General features: G+C 66.1%; 13 protein-coding genes. 5 read left to right on the forward strand and 8 right to left on the reverse strand.

The window, feature by feature from the left end; genetic code table 11:
- The first annotated feature begins 23 nt into the window (after positions 1–23).
- The 5 genes from LPA45_RS22150 to LPA45_RS22170 all read left to right on the forward strand — a co-directional run bounded on the left by LPA45_RS22150 (position 24) and on the right by LPA45_RS22170 (position 5093).
- The gene (locus LPA45_RS22150; RefSeq protein WP_317921267.1) at positions 24–1124 is read left to right on the forward strand and encodes a CoA transferase; all 1101 of its coding nucleotides are present in this window, start codon (positions 24–26) and stop codon (positions 1122–1124) included.
- A gap of 123 nt (positions 1125–1247) precedes the next feature.
- Complete coding sequence (locus tag LPA45_RS22155) at positions 1248–2411, forward strand: AAA family ATPase (RefSeq protein WP_317921268.1); 1164 nt, start codon at positions 1248–1250, stop codon at positions 2409–2411.
- A gap of 161 nt (positions 2412–2572) precedes the next feature.
- Positions 2573–3265 (forward strand): aspartate/glutamate racemase family protein, encoded by a 693-nt coding sequence (locus LPA45_RS22160; RefSeq protein ID WP_116319658.1) that lies wholly within the window; start codon positions 2573–2575, stop codon positions 3263–3265.
- 458 nt (positions 3266–3723) lie between these two features.
- Complete coding sequence (locus LPA45_RS22165) at positions 3724–3909, forward strand: hypothetical protein (RefSeq protein ID WP_116319659.1); 186 nt, start codon at positions 3724–3726, stop codon at positions 3907–3909.
- Positions 3910–3977: 68 nt separating this feature from the next.
- The gene (locus LPA45_RS22170; RefSeq protein WP_317921272.1) at positions 3978–5093 is read left to right on the forward strand and encodes a PDDEXK nuclease domain-containing protein; all 1116 of its coding nucleotides are present in this window, start codon (positions 3978–3980) and stop codon (positions 5091–5093) included.
- Here the strand turns inward: LPA45_RS22170 and LPA45_RS22175 are convergent.
- Genes LPA45_RS22175 through gabT form a run of 8 tightly spaced genes read right to left on the reverse strand, consistent with a single transcriptional unit; the run spans position 5080 to position 14661 of the window.
- The gene (locus tag LPA45_RS22175; RefSeq protein ID WP_116319660.1) at positions 5080–6579 is read right to left on the reverse strand and encodes an aldehyde dehydrogenase; all 1500 of its coding nucleotides are present in this window, start codon (positions 6577–6579) and stop codon (positions 5080–5082) included. The genes LPA45_RS22170 and LPA45_RS22175 overlap by 14 nt on opposite strands.
- The gene (locus LPA45_RS22180) at positions 6576–7478 is read right to left on the reverse strand and encodes a DMT family transporter (protein ID WP_116319661.1); all 903 of its coding nucleotides are present in this window, start codon (positions 7476–7478) and stop codon (positions 6576–6578) included. The genes LPA45_RS22175 and LPA45_RS22180 overlap by 4 nt, the downstream gene beginning before the upstream one ends.
- Positions 7475–8722: a Zn-dependent hydrolase gene (locus LPA45_RS22185; RefSeq protein ID WP_116319662.1), complete on the reverse strand. Its 1248-nt coding sequence runs from the start codon at positions 8720–8722 to the stop codon at positions 7475–7477. The genes LPA45_RS22180 and LPA45_RS22185 overlap by 4 nt, the downstream gene beginning before the upstream one ends.
- A gap of 39 nt (positions 8723–8761) precedes the next feature.
- Positions 8762–9835: a histone deacetylase family protein gene (locus LPA45_RS22190; protein ID WP_116319663.1), complete on the reverse strand. Its 1074-nt coding sequence runs from the start codon at positions 9833–9835 to the stop codon at positions 8762–8764.
- A gap of 32 nt (positions 9836–9867) precedes the next feature.
- Positions 9868–11580: a thiamine pyrophosphate-binding protein gene (locus tag LPA45_RS22195; protein ID WP_116319664.1), complete on the reverse strand. Its 1713-nt coding sequence runs from the start codon at positions 11578–11580 to the stop codon at positions 9868–9870.
- Positions 11577–11909, reverse strand: coding sequence for a cupin domain-containing protein (locus LPA45_RS22200; protein ID WP_116319665.1), 333 nt, complete (start codon positions 11907–11909; stop codon positions 11577–11579). The genes LPA45_RS22195 and LPA45_RS22200 overlap by 4 nt, the downstream gene beginning before the upstream one ends.
- Positions 11906–13363: an NADP-dependent succinate-semialdehyde dehydrogenase gene (gabD, locus tag LPA45_RS22205; RefSeq protein ID WP_116319666.1), complete on the reverse strand. Its 1458-nt coding sequence runs from the start codon at positions 13361–13363 to the stop codon at positions 11906–11908. The genes LPA45_RS22200 and gabD overlap by 4 nt, the downstream gene beginning before the upstream one ends.
- 35 nt (positions 13364–13398) lie before the next feature.
- Positions 13399–14661 carry a 4-aminobutyrate--2-oxoglutarate transaminase gene (gene gabT, locus LPA45_RS22210; protein ID WP_116319667.1) on the reverse strand — a complete coding sequence of 421 codons (1263 nt, stop codon included), beginning with the start codon at positions 14659–14661 and terminating at the stop codon, positions 13399–13401.
- Positions 14662–14670: the final 9 nt, after the last annotated feature.

Consider the following 14670-nt stretch of genomic DNA (forward strand, 5'->3'; position numbering starts at 1 on the left):
CTGCTATTGAACCGGGATTGCACATGAAACCAGAATGGTCCTGCCTGAAGGATGTCACCATCATCGACGCCAGCCAGCTGCTGCCCGGCCCGCATGCCTGCAGCCTGCTGCGGCAACTTGGAGCCGATGTGATCAAGGTGGAGCAGCCCGGCAGCGGCGACTCCATCCGCCAGCTTAGTCCCGCGGCGTATGCGCAGTTCAATCGCGGCAAGAAGTCCATCGCGCTGGACCTGAAAGCCGACGCCGGCCGCGAGGCCTTCCTCGAACTGGCGCGCAATGCCGACGCCGTGGTGGAAGGCTTCCGCCCTGGCGTCATGAAGCGGCTGGGACTTGACTATGCGGCATTGGCCGCGGTCAATCCGGCCATTGTGCTGTGCTCGGTCTCCGGCTTCGGGCAGACCGGACCGTACGCCAGCCATGCGGGGCATGACCTCAACTACCTGGCGCTGGCCGGCTACTGGGCGACGCCGGTGCAGGTGCACGACAAGGTCTCGCGTCCGCGTGTGCGGGTGTCCGACTATGCAGCCTCCGGATATGCCGCGCTGTCGCTTGCTGTTGCCATCATGAGCGCGCGGCAGCACGGACGGGGGCAGCATCTGGACGTGTCGATCCACGACGCGATCCTGTCATGGACCGCCCACGGCGCCTGGGCCGCGCGCGGGCACGAGGCCGCGCCACAGGAATCACCGACGGTGATGCCGGAGAACGACCTGTTCGAGACGCGCGACGGCAGGCATCTGGCGATGGGGATTCTGGAGAACAAGTTCTGGGTCAACCTGGGCGAGGCGCTTGGGGAGGAATTTCCTGCGCTGCGCGATCCGCGATATGCCACGCGGGCCGGGCGTTATGGGCACAAGCTGGCGGTCAATGACCTGCTTGCGGCGGTGTTCCTGACGCGTGACCTGGCCGAGTGGGAGAATTTCTTCGGGCCGCTGGATATACCGTTCTCACCGGTGCTGGGGGCGGGGGAATTGTTTGAGGATGCGCACGTGCGCGCCCGCGGGGTGGTGCGACGCCCAGCAGGAGAAGACGGGATTGCAGTGAACTTCCCGGTCGGCTTCTCTTTAGGGTTGCCAGAGGGGGAGGACTTTGTGGCTGGTCTTGGAAAGGGAACGGCGCGCTAAACGGCCAAAAAGAATCCCTTTCGTCACCCAGAGTGGGTACGGAGCCACTCAGCCCTCATGAATTAGAGAGAATTATTACTCGGCTATAATTATTGGAATCCAATAATTTCCAATAAGTGCGCCATGACAAACATCTATCGTCGCCCGGCCATTGCGAGCCAGATGTCGCAGCAGTTGCTCCACCCCGGCGTACTGGACGAAGGGCTACGGTCAGGCTTGTTTCTATCGGGCTTGCGGCGCACCGGAAAAACGACGTTTCTTATCAACGACCTCGTCCCTGCCCTGGAGGCCGAGGGTGCGATCGTCATCTACGTCGACCTCTGGAGCGACACCCAACGCAGCCCTGCGTCCCTAATCCTTGCCGCGGTAAAGAAGACTCTCGCCGAGCTGGAGCAGCCGGGCTCCGCCGCCCTCAGGCAGCTCAAGCGAGTGTCCGGTGCCGACTTTGGCGCCTTTGGCCTCAAGTTCGGGTTCAAGCTTGAAAGCGTTGGCGAGCCCGGCGGTGCCACGCTGGCCCACGCCCTTGCCGAAGTCGTCGACAAGGCCAGGACCAACGTAGTCCTGATCGTGGACGAGGTCCAGCATGCCATCACCTCCGACGAGGGCAACCGAATGCTACTGGCACTCAAGGCAGCCCGCGATGCCGTCAATCCACGCCCCAATACGCCTGGCTACTTCATCTTTGTAGGCACTGGCTCGCACCGGGCGCTGGTTGGCGAACTGACTGCGCGCCGCAACCAGGCCTTTGCAGGCGCTACCTCGGTCTCCTACCCCGTGCTTGGTGAAGACTACATCGCCCATCTGCTGGAACGCTTGTCGGCAGAAGGATTCAGCGCGCGTCCATCTCTCGACGTTGCCGTCCAGGCTTTCCGCGCACTGGGCAACCGGCCGGAAGAGATGATCAAAGCCTTGCGGCAACTGCATTTCCACTTGCCTTCCGGAAGCAATCCGGACGAGCACTTGCCAGTCATTGCCAACACGCTCCGCTCGACTGCTGCCGATCTTGAACTGATGAAGCTCGAACAGCTGGGCGGATTGGCTACCGCAATTTTCGATCGCATTGCGTGCGCTGATGGTGACGCCCGCGGCCTGTTTTCAGGCGAGTCCGCTGCTGCCTACTCGGCTGCCCTGGGACGTGATGTCCGCATCGAGGAAGCGCAGCCTGTGGTCAATGAGATGATGGCGACGAACCTGATCATGCGCAAAGGGCACGGGGTCTATGGCGTGACGGACCCGTTCGTGCAGGAGATCTGGCTGGAGCGCAAGTCGCTTGAAGGCAAGCTGTAGCGGGAAGCGAGATAGCCGCCGCCTGTCATATCTCGCCTTCTTCGCATTTCGTGCCGGCACTGGCCGGGTGGGAATCAGCAGAATTGTCCCTGTCCGCTACTGCCTTTTGTTGCTACTTTTCTCAAAGTCACAAGGGCCAGACTGCGCAAGGGAATCAGAGCATGAAAACAATCGGACTGATCGGCGGCATGAGCTGGGAGTCGTCCGCCGAGTACTACCGGCTGATCAACCAAGACATGAAAGCAAGGCTGGGCGGGCACAACAATGCCCGCAGCCTCATGGCCACCGTCTGCTTCGAGGAAATCAAGGCACTCCAGCACGCGGAGCAATGGGATGAACTCGGCCGGCTCATGCAGCAGGCCGCGCGGCAGGTCGAGGGCGGCGGCGCGGATTTCGTGCTGCTCTGTACCAACACCATGCATCGCGTAGCGCCGGCGATCGAATCCGTGCTCAACGTGCCCTTCATTCATATCGTCGACCCGACGGCGCAAGCGTTGCGTCAGGCCGGCATCCGGCGGGTCGGCCTGCTCGGAACCCGCTTCACGATGGAGCAGGATTTCTACCGCGGGCGGATGCGCGAGTTGCATGGCATCGACGTGGTAGTGCCGGAGCAGGCGGACCGCGAACGGGTGCACGATGTCATCTATGAAGAGTTATGCCACGGCATCGTGCGCGATGACGCGAGGGCCGAATACCAACGCATCGTCGCCGCGCTCGCGGCGCAGGGCGCCGAAGGCGTGATCCTCGGCTGCACGGAAATCACGCTGCTGCTCGGGCAGCGTGACGTGGCGCTGCCGGTGTTCGATACCACGGCGCTGCACGCGCAGGCTGCGGTGACGCTGGCGCTCAGCTGAGAAACCGCGTCTTTCGTTAGGGAATTTCTGAGGCGTTGGACTGCGTGATTCCTGCACGCTGCCGCGCCAAGCCTGGCCGTACTTCCCTCCTCCATCCGCTTTCGCCGCTTTCAGGACTCAGCGATTTCCTAGGGAGCCGCGTTCCTGCAAGCTTCGCTTTCCCAACAGGAATGCGACATCTCTTATCGCCTTCGTGGCGCAGGCCGGAAATACTGGTTGCGTCATCGGATTGCCGGTGACCGGGCGTGGAAACCCGAGCAATTGATGCGAACAGACGTTGCCGCACCAATGGGCAACGTCTGTGTACTCGCACGAACCAATTGGTTCCATGGCGGGTCGAGCGGGGCAGCCGCAAGGCTGGGCCGGTTCTTCGCGTCTTCCGGTATTTCCACCCTCGCTCTTGACCCGCCACCCTCACTTGCCTGGGTGGCCCACATCCACTTAGTGAGGTGTCATCCATGACGATCGAACCAGTCGAAACCAGTGTTTCCCTGCATCAAATCCGCGCCGGCATTGAAGGCGTGCTCGCGCTATTGGAGCAGTTGAGCGTACGTTCAGAGGAATGCTTCAGCGCGCTATGCCTGCTTGGCATGGTGCAGGCGAAGCTGGCCGAGTTGATGGACGCGGATCCGCTCACAGCGTAGCGGCGCATGCGTTGGCGGCGCTTCGGGGCATCCGCCAACGCGTTAACCTCAAGCTTGACGACAACACCATGACCACGACGAGTGCACTCCCCGAAAGCCAGGCGTACGCGTTCATCCAGCGAGAAGTCGTGGCATTGCTGGAATCCGCGCGAAGCGCCGCCGCAAGAAGCGTAAACGCCCTCATGACCGCTACTTACTGGGAAATCGGCCGACGCATCACCGAGTTCGAACAGGCCGGACAAGAACGCGCCGGATATGGCGACGCATTGCTCGAACGTCTGGCATCCGACCTTTCCTCCCGGTTTGGCCGAGGCTTCAGCAGGCAAAACCTGCAGCAGATGCGCACGTTCTACCAATATTGGCCTGCAGAGAAGATTTGCCAGACTCTGTCTGGCAAATGTGTGCGCAAAGAGCCACTCAATATTTCCGTCCTCGCCCAGGCCTTGCGTCTGCCCTGGTCCACCTATGTGCGCCTGATCTCAGTCAAGAACGCCTATGCGCGGGACTTCTATGAAGCCGAGGCACTGCGCTGTGGCTGGAGCGTGCGCCAGCTTGACCGCCAGATCGGCAGCCAGTTCTATGAGCGCACGGCACTCTCGACGAACCAGGCAGCCATGTTGACAGGCGCCATGGAGATCGAAGCCAGTGACACATCGTCACCGGACCAAGCCTTCAAGGACCCATTCGTGCTGGAGTTCCTGAATCTCAAGGACGAATACTCCGAATCGGAACTGGAGGGCGCCTTGATTCACCATCTCGCTGACTTCCTGCTTGAACTGGGCGATGACTTCGCATTCATTGGCCGGCAGCGGCGCCTACGCATCGACGACAGTTGGTTCCGCGTTGATTTGCTGTTCTTCAACCGTCGACTCAAGTGCCTGCTCGTTGTGGATCTCAAGGTTGGAAAGTTCAGATACACCGACGCTGGCCAAATGCATCCTTACCTGAACTATGCACGCGAGAATTGGATGAAACCGGGGGAGAATCCCCCGGTTGGGCTGATATTGTGCACGGAACTGGGTGCCTCGGAAGCGCGCTATTCCCTCGAAGGCCTGTCCAACAGAGTGTTGGCCGCCGAGTATCGGACCGTACTACCCGATGAACGACTGCTTGCCGAAAAGCTGGACCAGACGAGACGCGAGCTGGAAGCCCAGCGCCTCGTCAGCAGATCTACCCCAGATTGATCCACGTAGTCTTCAAATCGGTGTACTTGTCCAGCGCATGCAGCGACTTGTCCCGCCCCGATCCCGACTGCTTGACCCCGCCGAAAGGCACCGTGATATCTCCATCCATATAGCAGTTGACCCACACCAGCCCGGCCCGCAGCCGACGCGAGACACGGTGCGCGCGCGACAGATTGGCGGTCCACAGTCCTGAGCCCAGCCCATAGGGCGAATCGTTGGCCATGCGCACGACTTCGTCCTCCGTGTCGAACAAAGTCACGGCCAGCACCGGGCCGAAGATCTCTTCGCGCACGATGCTGAGCGACTGGCTCGGGCATTCAAAGATGGTGGGCTGCAGGAAGTAGCCGCCGGTGTCCGTGCGGACGCGTTCGCCGCCCAGGCGCAACCGCGCGCCTTCGCGTTGGCCGCCGTCCACATAGGACATCACGCGATCGAGCTGGCGCGCGTCGACGATGGCGCCCATGGCGGAAGCGGGGTCGAGTGGATCGCCGGGCTGCATCGCTCTGGCATGGGCCTCCAGCTTCTCCATGAAGGCGTCGTAGATGGCGCGTTGGACATAAAGGCGCGAACCGGCGATGCAGATCTCACCCTGGTTGTTGAAGATGCCGATGGCAGCCGCCTGCGCGGCGCGGTCGAGGTCGGGACAGTCGTCGAAGACGATATGCGGCGACTTGCCGCCGCATTCGAGCCAGACACGCTTCAGGTTGGACTGGCCGGAATATTCCATGAAGCGCTTGCCGGTGGCCGTGGAGCCGGTGAAGGCGATGCCATCCACGTCGGGATGCAGCCCGAGTGCCTGCCCTGCCTGCGCGCCCAGTCCCGGCACCACGTTGAAGACCCCGGGCGGAATGCCGGCTTCAGCAGCCAGTTCGGCCAGCCGCAGAGCGGTCAATGGCGACTGTTCGGCCGGCTTGAGGATGACGCTGTTGCCGGCGGCCAGCGCCGGTGCGACCTTCCAGCTGCCCATCAGCAGCGGATAGTTCCACGGCACCACGGCCGCGACTACGCCAAGCGGCTCGCGCGTGATGGTGGCGAGCACGTTGCCGCCGGTGGGCGCGATCTCGTCGTAGAGCTTGTCGATGGCTTCGGCGTACCACGCGAAGGTGCGCGCCGCTTCCGGAATGTCGTAGGCCAGCGTGTCGCCGATGGGCTTGCCCATGTCCAGCGTTTCCAGCAGGGCCAGTTCCTCGTGGTGCGTTTCGATCAGCGCGGCCAGGCGCAGCAGCACGGCCTTGCGATCGCGCGGTGCCAGCCCGGACCAGACGCCTTGCTCGAAGGCCTGGCGTGCCGCCGCGACGGCGCGGTCGACGTCGGCCGCGCCGCATGCCGCGACCTTGGCCAGCACGGCACCGGTGGCGGGGTTGATGGTGTCGAAGGTAGCGCCATTGGCTGCGTCGGTCCATTCGCCACCGATGTAGCCGCGGCTTTGCGGGCGCAGTGCCGCTGCCCGGGTCTGCCAGTAAGACTGGTCGCGAGTTTCGCTCATGGGGTTCCTCGTTTGGTTGACAGGGCCGCGGGCGACGGCAGCGTCTGCGTCAGGCCCGCGACCACGATCAGGGCGATGCCGGCCAGCGCCAGCGCGTCGGGCCAGCGGCCGAACCACAGCGCGCTGTAGACCAGCGCCAGCAGCAGGTGGAAATAGTTCAGCGGCGCCAGGCGCGATGCCGGGGCGCGCTGCAGGGCCAGGATCAGCAGCACCTGCGCCGCCGCGCTCATCAGCCCCATCGCCAGGATCGCCATCCAGTCGGCCAGGTCAGGCCACACCGGCGGCGGGAAGAACGGCGCCGGCACGCCGGTGGCAACCATGCAGATCAGCGCGGCAAAGCCGTATTGCACGCGCGCATCAACCTGCCCCGCCATGCGCCGCGTCAGCAGTTGCAGCATGGCGTAGGCCAGCGTGGCGGCCAGCATCAGCACGGTGCCAAGCCACGACACCGCGCCGCCGGGGCGTACGATCAGCAGCATCCCGCAGAAGCCCGCGCCTACCGCCAGCCACTGGCGCAGGCCGACCTTCTCGCCCAGCATCCACGGCGACAGGCCCACCACCATCAGCGGCGCCATGAAATAGATGGCGGTGGCTTCGGCCAGCGGCATCCACAGCAGCGCGGTCATGAAGCAGGTGCCGACCACCGCCAGCATCAGACCGCGCAGCACCAAGAGGCCGCGGTGCGGGGTGCGCCAGAAGCGCAGTTGGCCAGATCCGGCGAGCATGGCCACCGCCACTGCCAGCGTGGCGCCGTATCGCACCGCATTGAGGAACGGCGCGGGATAGCGGCCGACCAGGTGCTTGGCGGTGGCATCCACCGTGGCGAACAACGTCACCACGCACAGGAACAGCAGCCCGCCACGCCACCAGTCGGACCTGCCCGGCGCCGCGGCGGTCATGCGCCCGCCTGCGCGACCATTGCACCGAGCAGCACGTTGGCGCCGGCTTCCAGGTGCTCGGGGCGGGCGTCTTCCACTTCGTTATGGCTGATGCCGTCCTTGCAGGGCACGAAGATCATCGCGGTCGGGGTCACGCTGGCCATGTAGACGGCATCATGGCCCGCGCCGGTGACGATGTTCTGCTGGCTGTAGCCGCGCGCCACGGCCTCGCGGCGCACATGGTCGACCAGTTCCGGCGCGAACGGGGTCGGCGGGAAGTACTGCACGTCGTCGATCTTCACGTCGAACGCGGCACCGGTGGTCTGGCCCTGCGCCAGCGCCTCGCATGCGGCGCGGAAGCGGGCGTCCATCTCGGCCAGCTTGCCGGCGTCTTCGTGGCGCAGGTCGACCGTGAATCTGACCGCGCCGGGAATCACGTTGCGCGAGCCGGGGTGGAGATTGACCACGCCCACGGTGCCGCGGCCGTGCGGCGCGAAGTCATGGGCGATGCGCACCACTTCCTGCATCACGTGTGTGGCACCATAGAGCGCGTCACGGCGCAGCGGCATCGGCGTCGGGCCGGCGTGCGCTTCCATACCGGTCACGGTGACGTCGTACCAGCGCAGCCCCAGCGAACCGGTGACCACGCCGATCACGTTGTCCGCCGCTTCCAGCACCGGGCCCTGCTCGATATGCGCCTCGAAATATGCGCCCACCGGCCGCCCGCCCACTTCGTCGGTGCCGGCATAGCCGATGGCCTGCAGTTCGTCCGCCACGCGCTTGCCTTCGGTATCGGTGGCGTCCAGCGCGGTCTGCAGCGGGAAGATGCCCGCGAACACGCCCGAGCCCATCATCACCGGCACGAAGCGCGTGCCCTCCTCATTGGTCCAGATCGCCAGTTCGAGCGGCGCTTCGGTGGTCACGCCATGGTCGTTGAGCGTGCGCATGACTTCCAGCCCGGCCAGCACGCCGAAGCAGCCGTCGAACTTGCCGCCGGTCGGCTGGGTATCGATATGGCTGCCGGTCATCACCGGCGGCAGCGCGTCGTTGCGCCCGGCGCGGCGCCCGAAGATATTGCCGACGCGGTCCACCGTCACGGTCAGGCCGGCGTCGCGCATCCAGCCGCATACCAGGTCGCGGCCCTGACCGTCGAGTGCGGTCAGGGCCAGCCGCGCGTTGCCGCCCTTCGGCGTGGCGCCGATCCGTGCCAGGTCCATCAGCGATTGCCACAGGCGCTGGCCGTTGATGGCGATCTTGCTAGTCATTGCAGTTCTCCCAGTATTGGTGATTGCGCCATTCATTTCTTATGCGATCGCGGGTGCGAAACCTGCCAGGAATGCATCCAGCCCGCGCCCGATGGCCTCGACCTCGTAGCCGCCCTCCTGCACCACCACCGTCGGCAGGCCCAGCGCATGGATGCGCTCGCCGATGCCGCGGTAGCCGTCCATGCTGACCTTCAGGACGCTGATGGGATCGTTCTCGTAGGTATCGAAGCCCAGCGCCAGCACTACCGCCTGCGGGCGATAGTCGCGCAGCGCGTCCAGCGCACCGTCCAGCGCCGACAGGAATTCGGCGTCGCCGCTGCCGTGCGGCAGCGGGAAGTTGAGGTTGTAGCCATAGCCCGCGCCATAGCCGCGCTCGTTCGCATAGCCGGTGTAGAACGGGTAGTAGTCGGCCGGATCGGCATGCAGCGAAATCGTCATCACATCGGAGCGGTGATAGAAGATCTGCTGCGTGCCGTCACCGTGGTGCGCGTCGACGTCGAGCACCGCCACCTTGCCGAAGCGGGCCAGCAGCGTCTGCGCCGCGATGGCGGAGTTGTTGACGTAACAGAAGCCGGCCGCGCGATCGCTATGGGCGTGGTGGCCGGACGGACGGCACAGCGCGTAGGCCATGCCGGCGCCGTCCTGCCGCTCGCACACATGGCGTGCCGCCGCCACCGCGCTGTGCGCGCCGCGCAGGATCGCGCGCCAGCTGTCCGGGCCGAGCGGGCAGCTGAGGTCGCCCAGGTAGTAGCCCGCCTGCGCGATCACCGATTCGGTCGGGCACGCAGGCCGGCGCGGCTCGCCGACCTTGCCGTTGTGATACGGCGAAAGATTGGGCAGGACTTCGATGCCGGGCTCGAAGCCGGGGCGCGCCAGTTCCTGCCAGCGCGCGTAGGCGCTGGCGAGGAAGTCGAGATAGGCCGGACTGTGCACCGCCTCCAGCGGCGCGCGCCCGCAATCGGGCGGCGCCGCCAGTTCGATGCCGCGCGCGGCCAGCGCGCGCTGCAGTGCCGCCGCGCGGGCCGGCACGTCGGTCGGCGCGCACAGCCGCCCCGCGCGCATGAACTGGCGAGGCTCGTGCAGCAACTGATCATCCGAGAAGAAGGCACGCATGGTGTTGAGTGGTTGTGAAGAGAAGCGCCGGCTCAGCCTGCCGCCTGGCGCGCCAGCGCCGCCGCGCGGATGCCGGACAGGGTCATGCCCGGCGCGATGCCGTCGGGGTCGTAGCGCAGCTCCAGCAGCGCCGGCATGCTGTGCGTGCTGGCAAAGTCGAGCGCGCGGTCCAGCGCGGGACCGAATTCGGCGTCGCTGGCGACCACTTCGCCGTAGCCGCGGTAGGCGCGCGCCAGTTCGGCGAACTCGGGGTTCTCGAAGCCCAGCGCGATGGTCCGCCCGGGGAACTCGCGTTCCTGGTGGGCGCGGATCGTGCCCCAGATGCCGTTGTTGAACACCAGCACCACGATGCCGAGGCGGTACTGCATGGCCACGCCCAGCTCCTGCAGGTTCATCTGGAAGCAGCCGTCGCCCGCATAGCAGACCACGGTGCGTTCCGGACGCTCCAGCTTGGCCGAGATGGCCGCCGGCAGCCCGTAGCCCATCGAGCCCACGGTGGGCGCCAGGCTGGTGCCGACGCCCTTGTAGCGGTAATAGGTGTGCGGAAAGACCGCGTAGTTGCCGGCACCGACGGTGATGCAGGCATCGTCGGGCAGGCGCTCGCGCACAAGGCAGGCGGCCTGATTCAGGTTCAGCGGGCCTGGCGCGGGCAGCGCCTTCTGGCTGTCGAGGTAGTCGTGCCGCGCGCGCTCCACCAATGCGGCGCGATTGTGTTCTCGCGCCGGACGCAGGCCGTCCACCGCGGCCGCGAACGAGACGACGTCGGCAACGATAGGCACCTCCGCGCGGAACACGCGGCCCAGCTCCTCCGGATCGGGATACACATGCACCAGCCGCTGGCGCGGCAGCGGGCTTTCCACCACCGTATAACCCTCGGTGGTGGCCTCGCCCATGCGGGTGCCGACGGCGATCAGCAGGTCCGACTCGCGGATGCGCGCGCGCAGTGCCTCGCCCATGCCCCAGCCGACATGGCCGGCATAGTTGGAATGGTGGTTGTCGAAGCATTCCAGCCGGCGCCACGCCAACCCCACCGGCAGGCCGAAGCGTTCGGCGAAGCCTTCCATCTGCCGCATCGCCTCGGGGGTCCAGCCGGAGCCGCCGATCATCAGGAAGGGACGCTCGGCCTGTTCCAGCATCGCGGCCAGGGACGCCAGCGCGTGCGGCGCCGGGGCCGCGTGGCTGCGCACGTAGCGCGGCATATCGGCCACGGTGGCCTTGCCCCACAGCGTGTCCTCGGGCAACGCCAGCACCACCGGCCCGGGCCGGCCACTCGTCGCCACCGCGAAGGCGCGCGCGATGAACTCGGGGATGCGGTCGGTGCGGTCGATCTGCGCGACCCACTTGGCCATCTGGCCGAACATGCGGCGGTAGTCGATTTCCTGGAAGGCTTCACGCTCGTAGAAATCGTTGCCCACCTGCCCCACGAACAGGATCATCGGCGTGGAGTCCTGGAACGCGGTATGCACGGCAATGCTGGCGTTGGTTGCGCCGGGGCCGCGCGTGACGAAGCAAACGCCGGGCTCGCCGGTAAGCTTGCCGTGGGCTTCGGCCATGTAGCCGGCGCCGCTTTCCTGGCGGCAGACGATCGGCGTGATCGCGTCCTGGTGGTCGTACAGCGCATCGATGCATGGCAGGTAGCTTTCGCCCGGCACCAGGAATACGCGCCGCACGCCCTGGATGCGCAGCTGCTCGACAAGGATCTGGCCGCCATTGCGCTCGCGCAGGTTGTGATGGGCTTGGCTCATTGGCAACTTCCTCCGCCCGCGGCACCGGCCGCCGGCTTGATCTCGATCTCCACGAACACGCATTCGCCTTCGTGGGCGTTGATGACGTTGTGCTCGACGCCGGCCGGACGGTGGTAGGCCTGGCCGGCGATCAGCTGGCTGGTGACCTCGCCGGCCGGCGTCTGCAGGCGCAGCGCGCCAGTGGTCATCGGCACCACCACATAGTCGTAGCCATGGCGATGCTGGCCGGTCTCGGCGCCGGGCGCGAAGCGCCACTCGGTCACGACCACGCGCTCGTTGTCGACCTGCACCGTGCCGACTGCCCTGGGCCGGTCTTGCGGCGCGCTCACCGGTCCACCCCGCCCATGCACAGGTACTTGACCTCCAGGTATTCGTCGAGGCCGTACTTCGAGCCCTCGCGGCCCAGCCCCGACTGCTTGACGCCGCCGAACGGCGCCACCTCGTTGGAGATCAGGCCGGTGTTGATGCCGACCATGCCGTATTCCAGCGCCTCGGCGACGCGCCAGACGCGGCCGATATCGCGGCTGAAGAAATAGGAGGCCAGTCCGAACTCGGTATCGTTGGCCATCGCGATCGCTTCCTCGTCGGTGGAGAAGCGGAACAGCGGCGCGAGCGGGCCGAAGGTTTCTTCCCGGGCCACGCGCATGGCAGGGGTAACGTCGGCCAGGACGGTCGGTTCGAAGAAAGTGCCGCCCAGCGCATGGCGCTTGCCGCCGGCGAGCAGGCGCGCGCCCTTGCCAAGCGCGTCGGTGATATGCGACTCGACCTTGGCCACCGCATCCTCGTTGATCAGCGGGCCCTGCAGCACGCCCGGCTCGACGCCGTAACCGACCTTCAGCTTTGCCACCGCTGCCACCAGCTTTTCGGCGAATGCGTCATAGACCTTGTCGTGAACATAGAGCCGGTTGGCGCAGACGCAGGTCTGGCCGGCGTTGCGGTACTTGGAGGCAATGGCCCCCTCCACCGCGGCATCGAGGTCGGCGTCGTCGAACACGATGAAGGGCGCGTTGCCGCCAAGCTCCAGCGAAAGCTTCTTGATGGTGTCGGCGGATTGCCGCATCAGGATGCGGCCCACCTCGGTCGAGCCGGTGAAGCTGAGCTTGCGCACCACGGGGTTAGCCGTGAGTTCGCCGCCGATGGCGATGGCGTCGCCGGTGATCACGCTGAACAGGCCCGCCGGCAGCCCGGCACGCTCGGCCAGCACGGCCAGCGCCAGCGCCGACAGCGGCGTGTCTTCAGCCGGCTTGAGCACCATGGCGCAGCCCGCGGCCAGGGCCGGGCCGGCCTTGCGCGTGATCATGGCGAGCGGGAAGTTCCACGGCGTGATTGCCGCGCATACGCCGACCGGCTCCTTGACCACGACCAGGCGCTTGTCGTTGGCGGGCGTGGCCAGCACGTCGCCGCTGACACGCTTGGCCTCCTCGGCGAACCATTCGAGGAAGGAAGCGGCATAGACGACTTCGCCCTTCGCTTCCGCCAGCGGCTTGCCTTGCTCGGTGGTCATCAGCAGCGCGAGGTCGTCGGCATTGGCCAGCATCAGTTCGTACCAGGCGCGCAGCACCGCGGCGCGCTCGCGCGCGGTCTTGCGGCGCCAGCCAGCCTGTGCCGCCTGCGCGGCGTCGATGGCGCGGCGCGTTTCGGCCGCGCCCATGCCGGGCACGGTGCCGATCAGGGCGCCGCTGGCGGGATCGGTGACAGTGAAGGTGGCGCCGCTGTCCGCATCTTGCCAGCTGCCGGCGATATAGGCCTGCGCACGCAGCAGGCCGGAGTCCTTGAGTTGCATGGAATGTCTCGTTGGTATCGATGGGAGCGAACGCTTCAGCGCGTCAGTGCCTCGGCCAGGATGTCCAGGCCTTCGTTCATCACTTCGTCCTGGATCGTCAGCGGGAACAGGAAGCGGATCACATTGCCGTACACGCCGCACGACAGCAGCAGCAGGCCCTTTTCCAGCGCGCGGTTCTGCACCGTGCGCGTAAAGTCGGGATCGGGGCTGCCGTCGGCCTGGCGGAATTCCACTGCCACCATGGCGCCGACGCCGCGCACTTCGGCGATCTGCGGCACACGCGGGCGCAGGTTTTCCAGGCGCGCCATCAAACGCTGGCCCAGTTCGGCGCCGCGTTCGATCAGCTTTTCGCTTTCGAGCACGTCCAGCACCGCCAGCGCCGACGCCACCGCCAGGGGGTTGCCGGCATACGTGCCGCCCAGTCCGCCGGGCGCGGGAGCGTCCATCACCTCGGCGCGGCCGCACACGGCCGACAGCGGCATGCCGCCGGCCAGGCTCTTGGCCATGGTGGTCAGGTCCGGCGCCACGTCGTAGTGCTCCATCGCGAACAGCTTGCCGGTGCGGCCGAAGCCGGTCTGCACTTCATCGGCGATCAGCAGGATGCCGTGCTCATCGCAGACCGCACGCAGCGCGCGCACGAAATCGGTCGGCGCGACGTTGAAGCCGCCCTCGCCCTGCACGGGCTCGAAGATGATGGCCGCCACGCGCTTGGGATCGATGTCCGCCTTGAACAGGTGCTGCAGCGCCTTGAGCGAATCGTCGGTGCTGACCCCGTGCAGCGCGCACGGATACGGCGCGTGGTAGACCTCGCCCGGGAACGGCCCGAAGCCGATCTTGTACGGCGCGACCTTGCCGGTCAGCGCCATGCCCATCATGGTGCGGCCGTGGAAGCCGCCGGAGAATGCAATCACGCCCGGCCGGCCGGTGGCGGCGCGCGCGATCTTGATGGCGTTTTCCACCGCCTCGGCGCCGGTGGTGAAGAATGCGGTCTTCTTGGCGGAGCGGCCCGGCGCACGGCGGTTGATCTTCTCGGCCAGTTCGATATAGCTGGCGTATGGCACGATCTGGTAAGCGGTGTGGGTGAAGCGCCCCAGCTGCTTCTCGACGGCCTCGACCAGGCGCGGATGGCGGTGGCCCGTGTTGAGCACGGCGATGCCTGCGGCGAAGTCGATATAGCGCTTGCCCTCGACATCCCAGATCTCCGAATTCAGCGCGCGCTCGGCGTAGAAATTGCACATCACGCCCACGCCGCGCGGGGTGGCGGCGTCCTTGCGGCGAACCAGTTCGGCGTTCTTCATCACTTCTCT

The organism is Cupriavidus sp. Agwp_2, assembly GCF_040784895.1.
In the GTDB taxonomy this organism is placed as follows: Bacteria; Pseudomonadota; Gammaproteobacteria; order Burkholderiales; family Burkholderiaceae; genus Cupriavidus.

What these genes read in the sequence shown, in the direction of transcription:
- LPA45_RS22195 (WP_116319664.1), bottom strand. Translation starts at nt 11,580, where the DNA reads ATGAGCCAAGCCCATCACAACCTGCGCGAGCGCAATGGCGGCCAGATC.
- gabD (WP_116319666.1), bottom strand. Translation starts at nt 13,363, where the DNA reads ATGCAACTCAAGGACTCCGGCCTGCTGCGTGCGCAGGCCTATATCGCC.
- LPA45_RS22175 (WP_116319660.1), bottom strand. Translation starts at nt 6,579, where the DNA reads ATGAGCGAAACTCGCGACCAGTCTTACTGGCAGACCCGGGCAGCGGCA.
- LPA45_RS22165 (WP_116319659.1), top strand. Translation starts at nt 3,724, where the DNA reads ATGACGATCGAACCAGTCGAAACCAGTGTTTCCCTGCATCAAATCCGC.
- LPA45_RS22190 (WP_116319663.1), bottom strand. Translation starts at nt 9,835, where the DNA reads ATGCGTGCCTTCTTCTCGGATGATCAGTTGCTGCACGAGCCTCGCCAG.
- LPA45_RS22180 (WP_116319661.1), bottom strand. Translation starts at nt 7,478, where the DNA reads ATGACCGCCGCGGCGCCGGGCAGGTCCGACTGGTGGCGTGGCGGGCTG.
- LPA45_RS22150 (WP_317921267.1), top strand. Translation starts at nt 24, where the DNA reads ATGAAACCAGAATGGTCCTGCCTGAAGGATGTCACCATCATCGACGCC.
- LPA45_RS22170 (WP_317921272.1), top strand. Translation starts at nt 3,978, where the DNA reads ATGACCACGACGAGTGCACTCCCCGAAAGCCAGGCGTACGCGTTCATC.
- gabT (WP_116319667.1), bottom strand. Translation starts at nt 14,661, where the DNA reads ATGAAGAACGCCGAACTGGTTCGCCGCAAGGACGCCGCCACCCCGCGC.
- LPA45_RS22155 (WP_317921268.1), top strand. Translation starts at nt 1,248, where the DNA reads ATGACAAACATCTATCGTCGCCCGGCCATTGCGAGCCAGATGTCGCAG.
- LPA45_RS22160 (WP_116319658.1), top strand. Translation starts at nt 2,573, where the DNA reads ATGAAAACAATCGGACTGATCGGCGGCATGAGCTGGGAGTCGTCCGCC.
- LPA45_RS22185 (WP_116319662.1), bottom strand. Translation starts at nt 8,722, where the DNA reads ATGACTAGCAAGATCGCCATCAACGGCCAGCGCCTGTGGCAATCGCTG.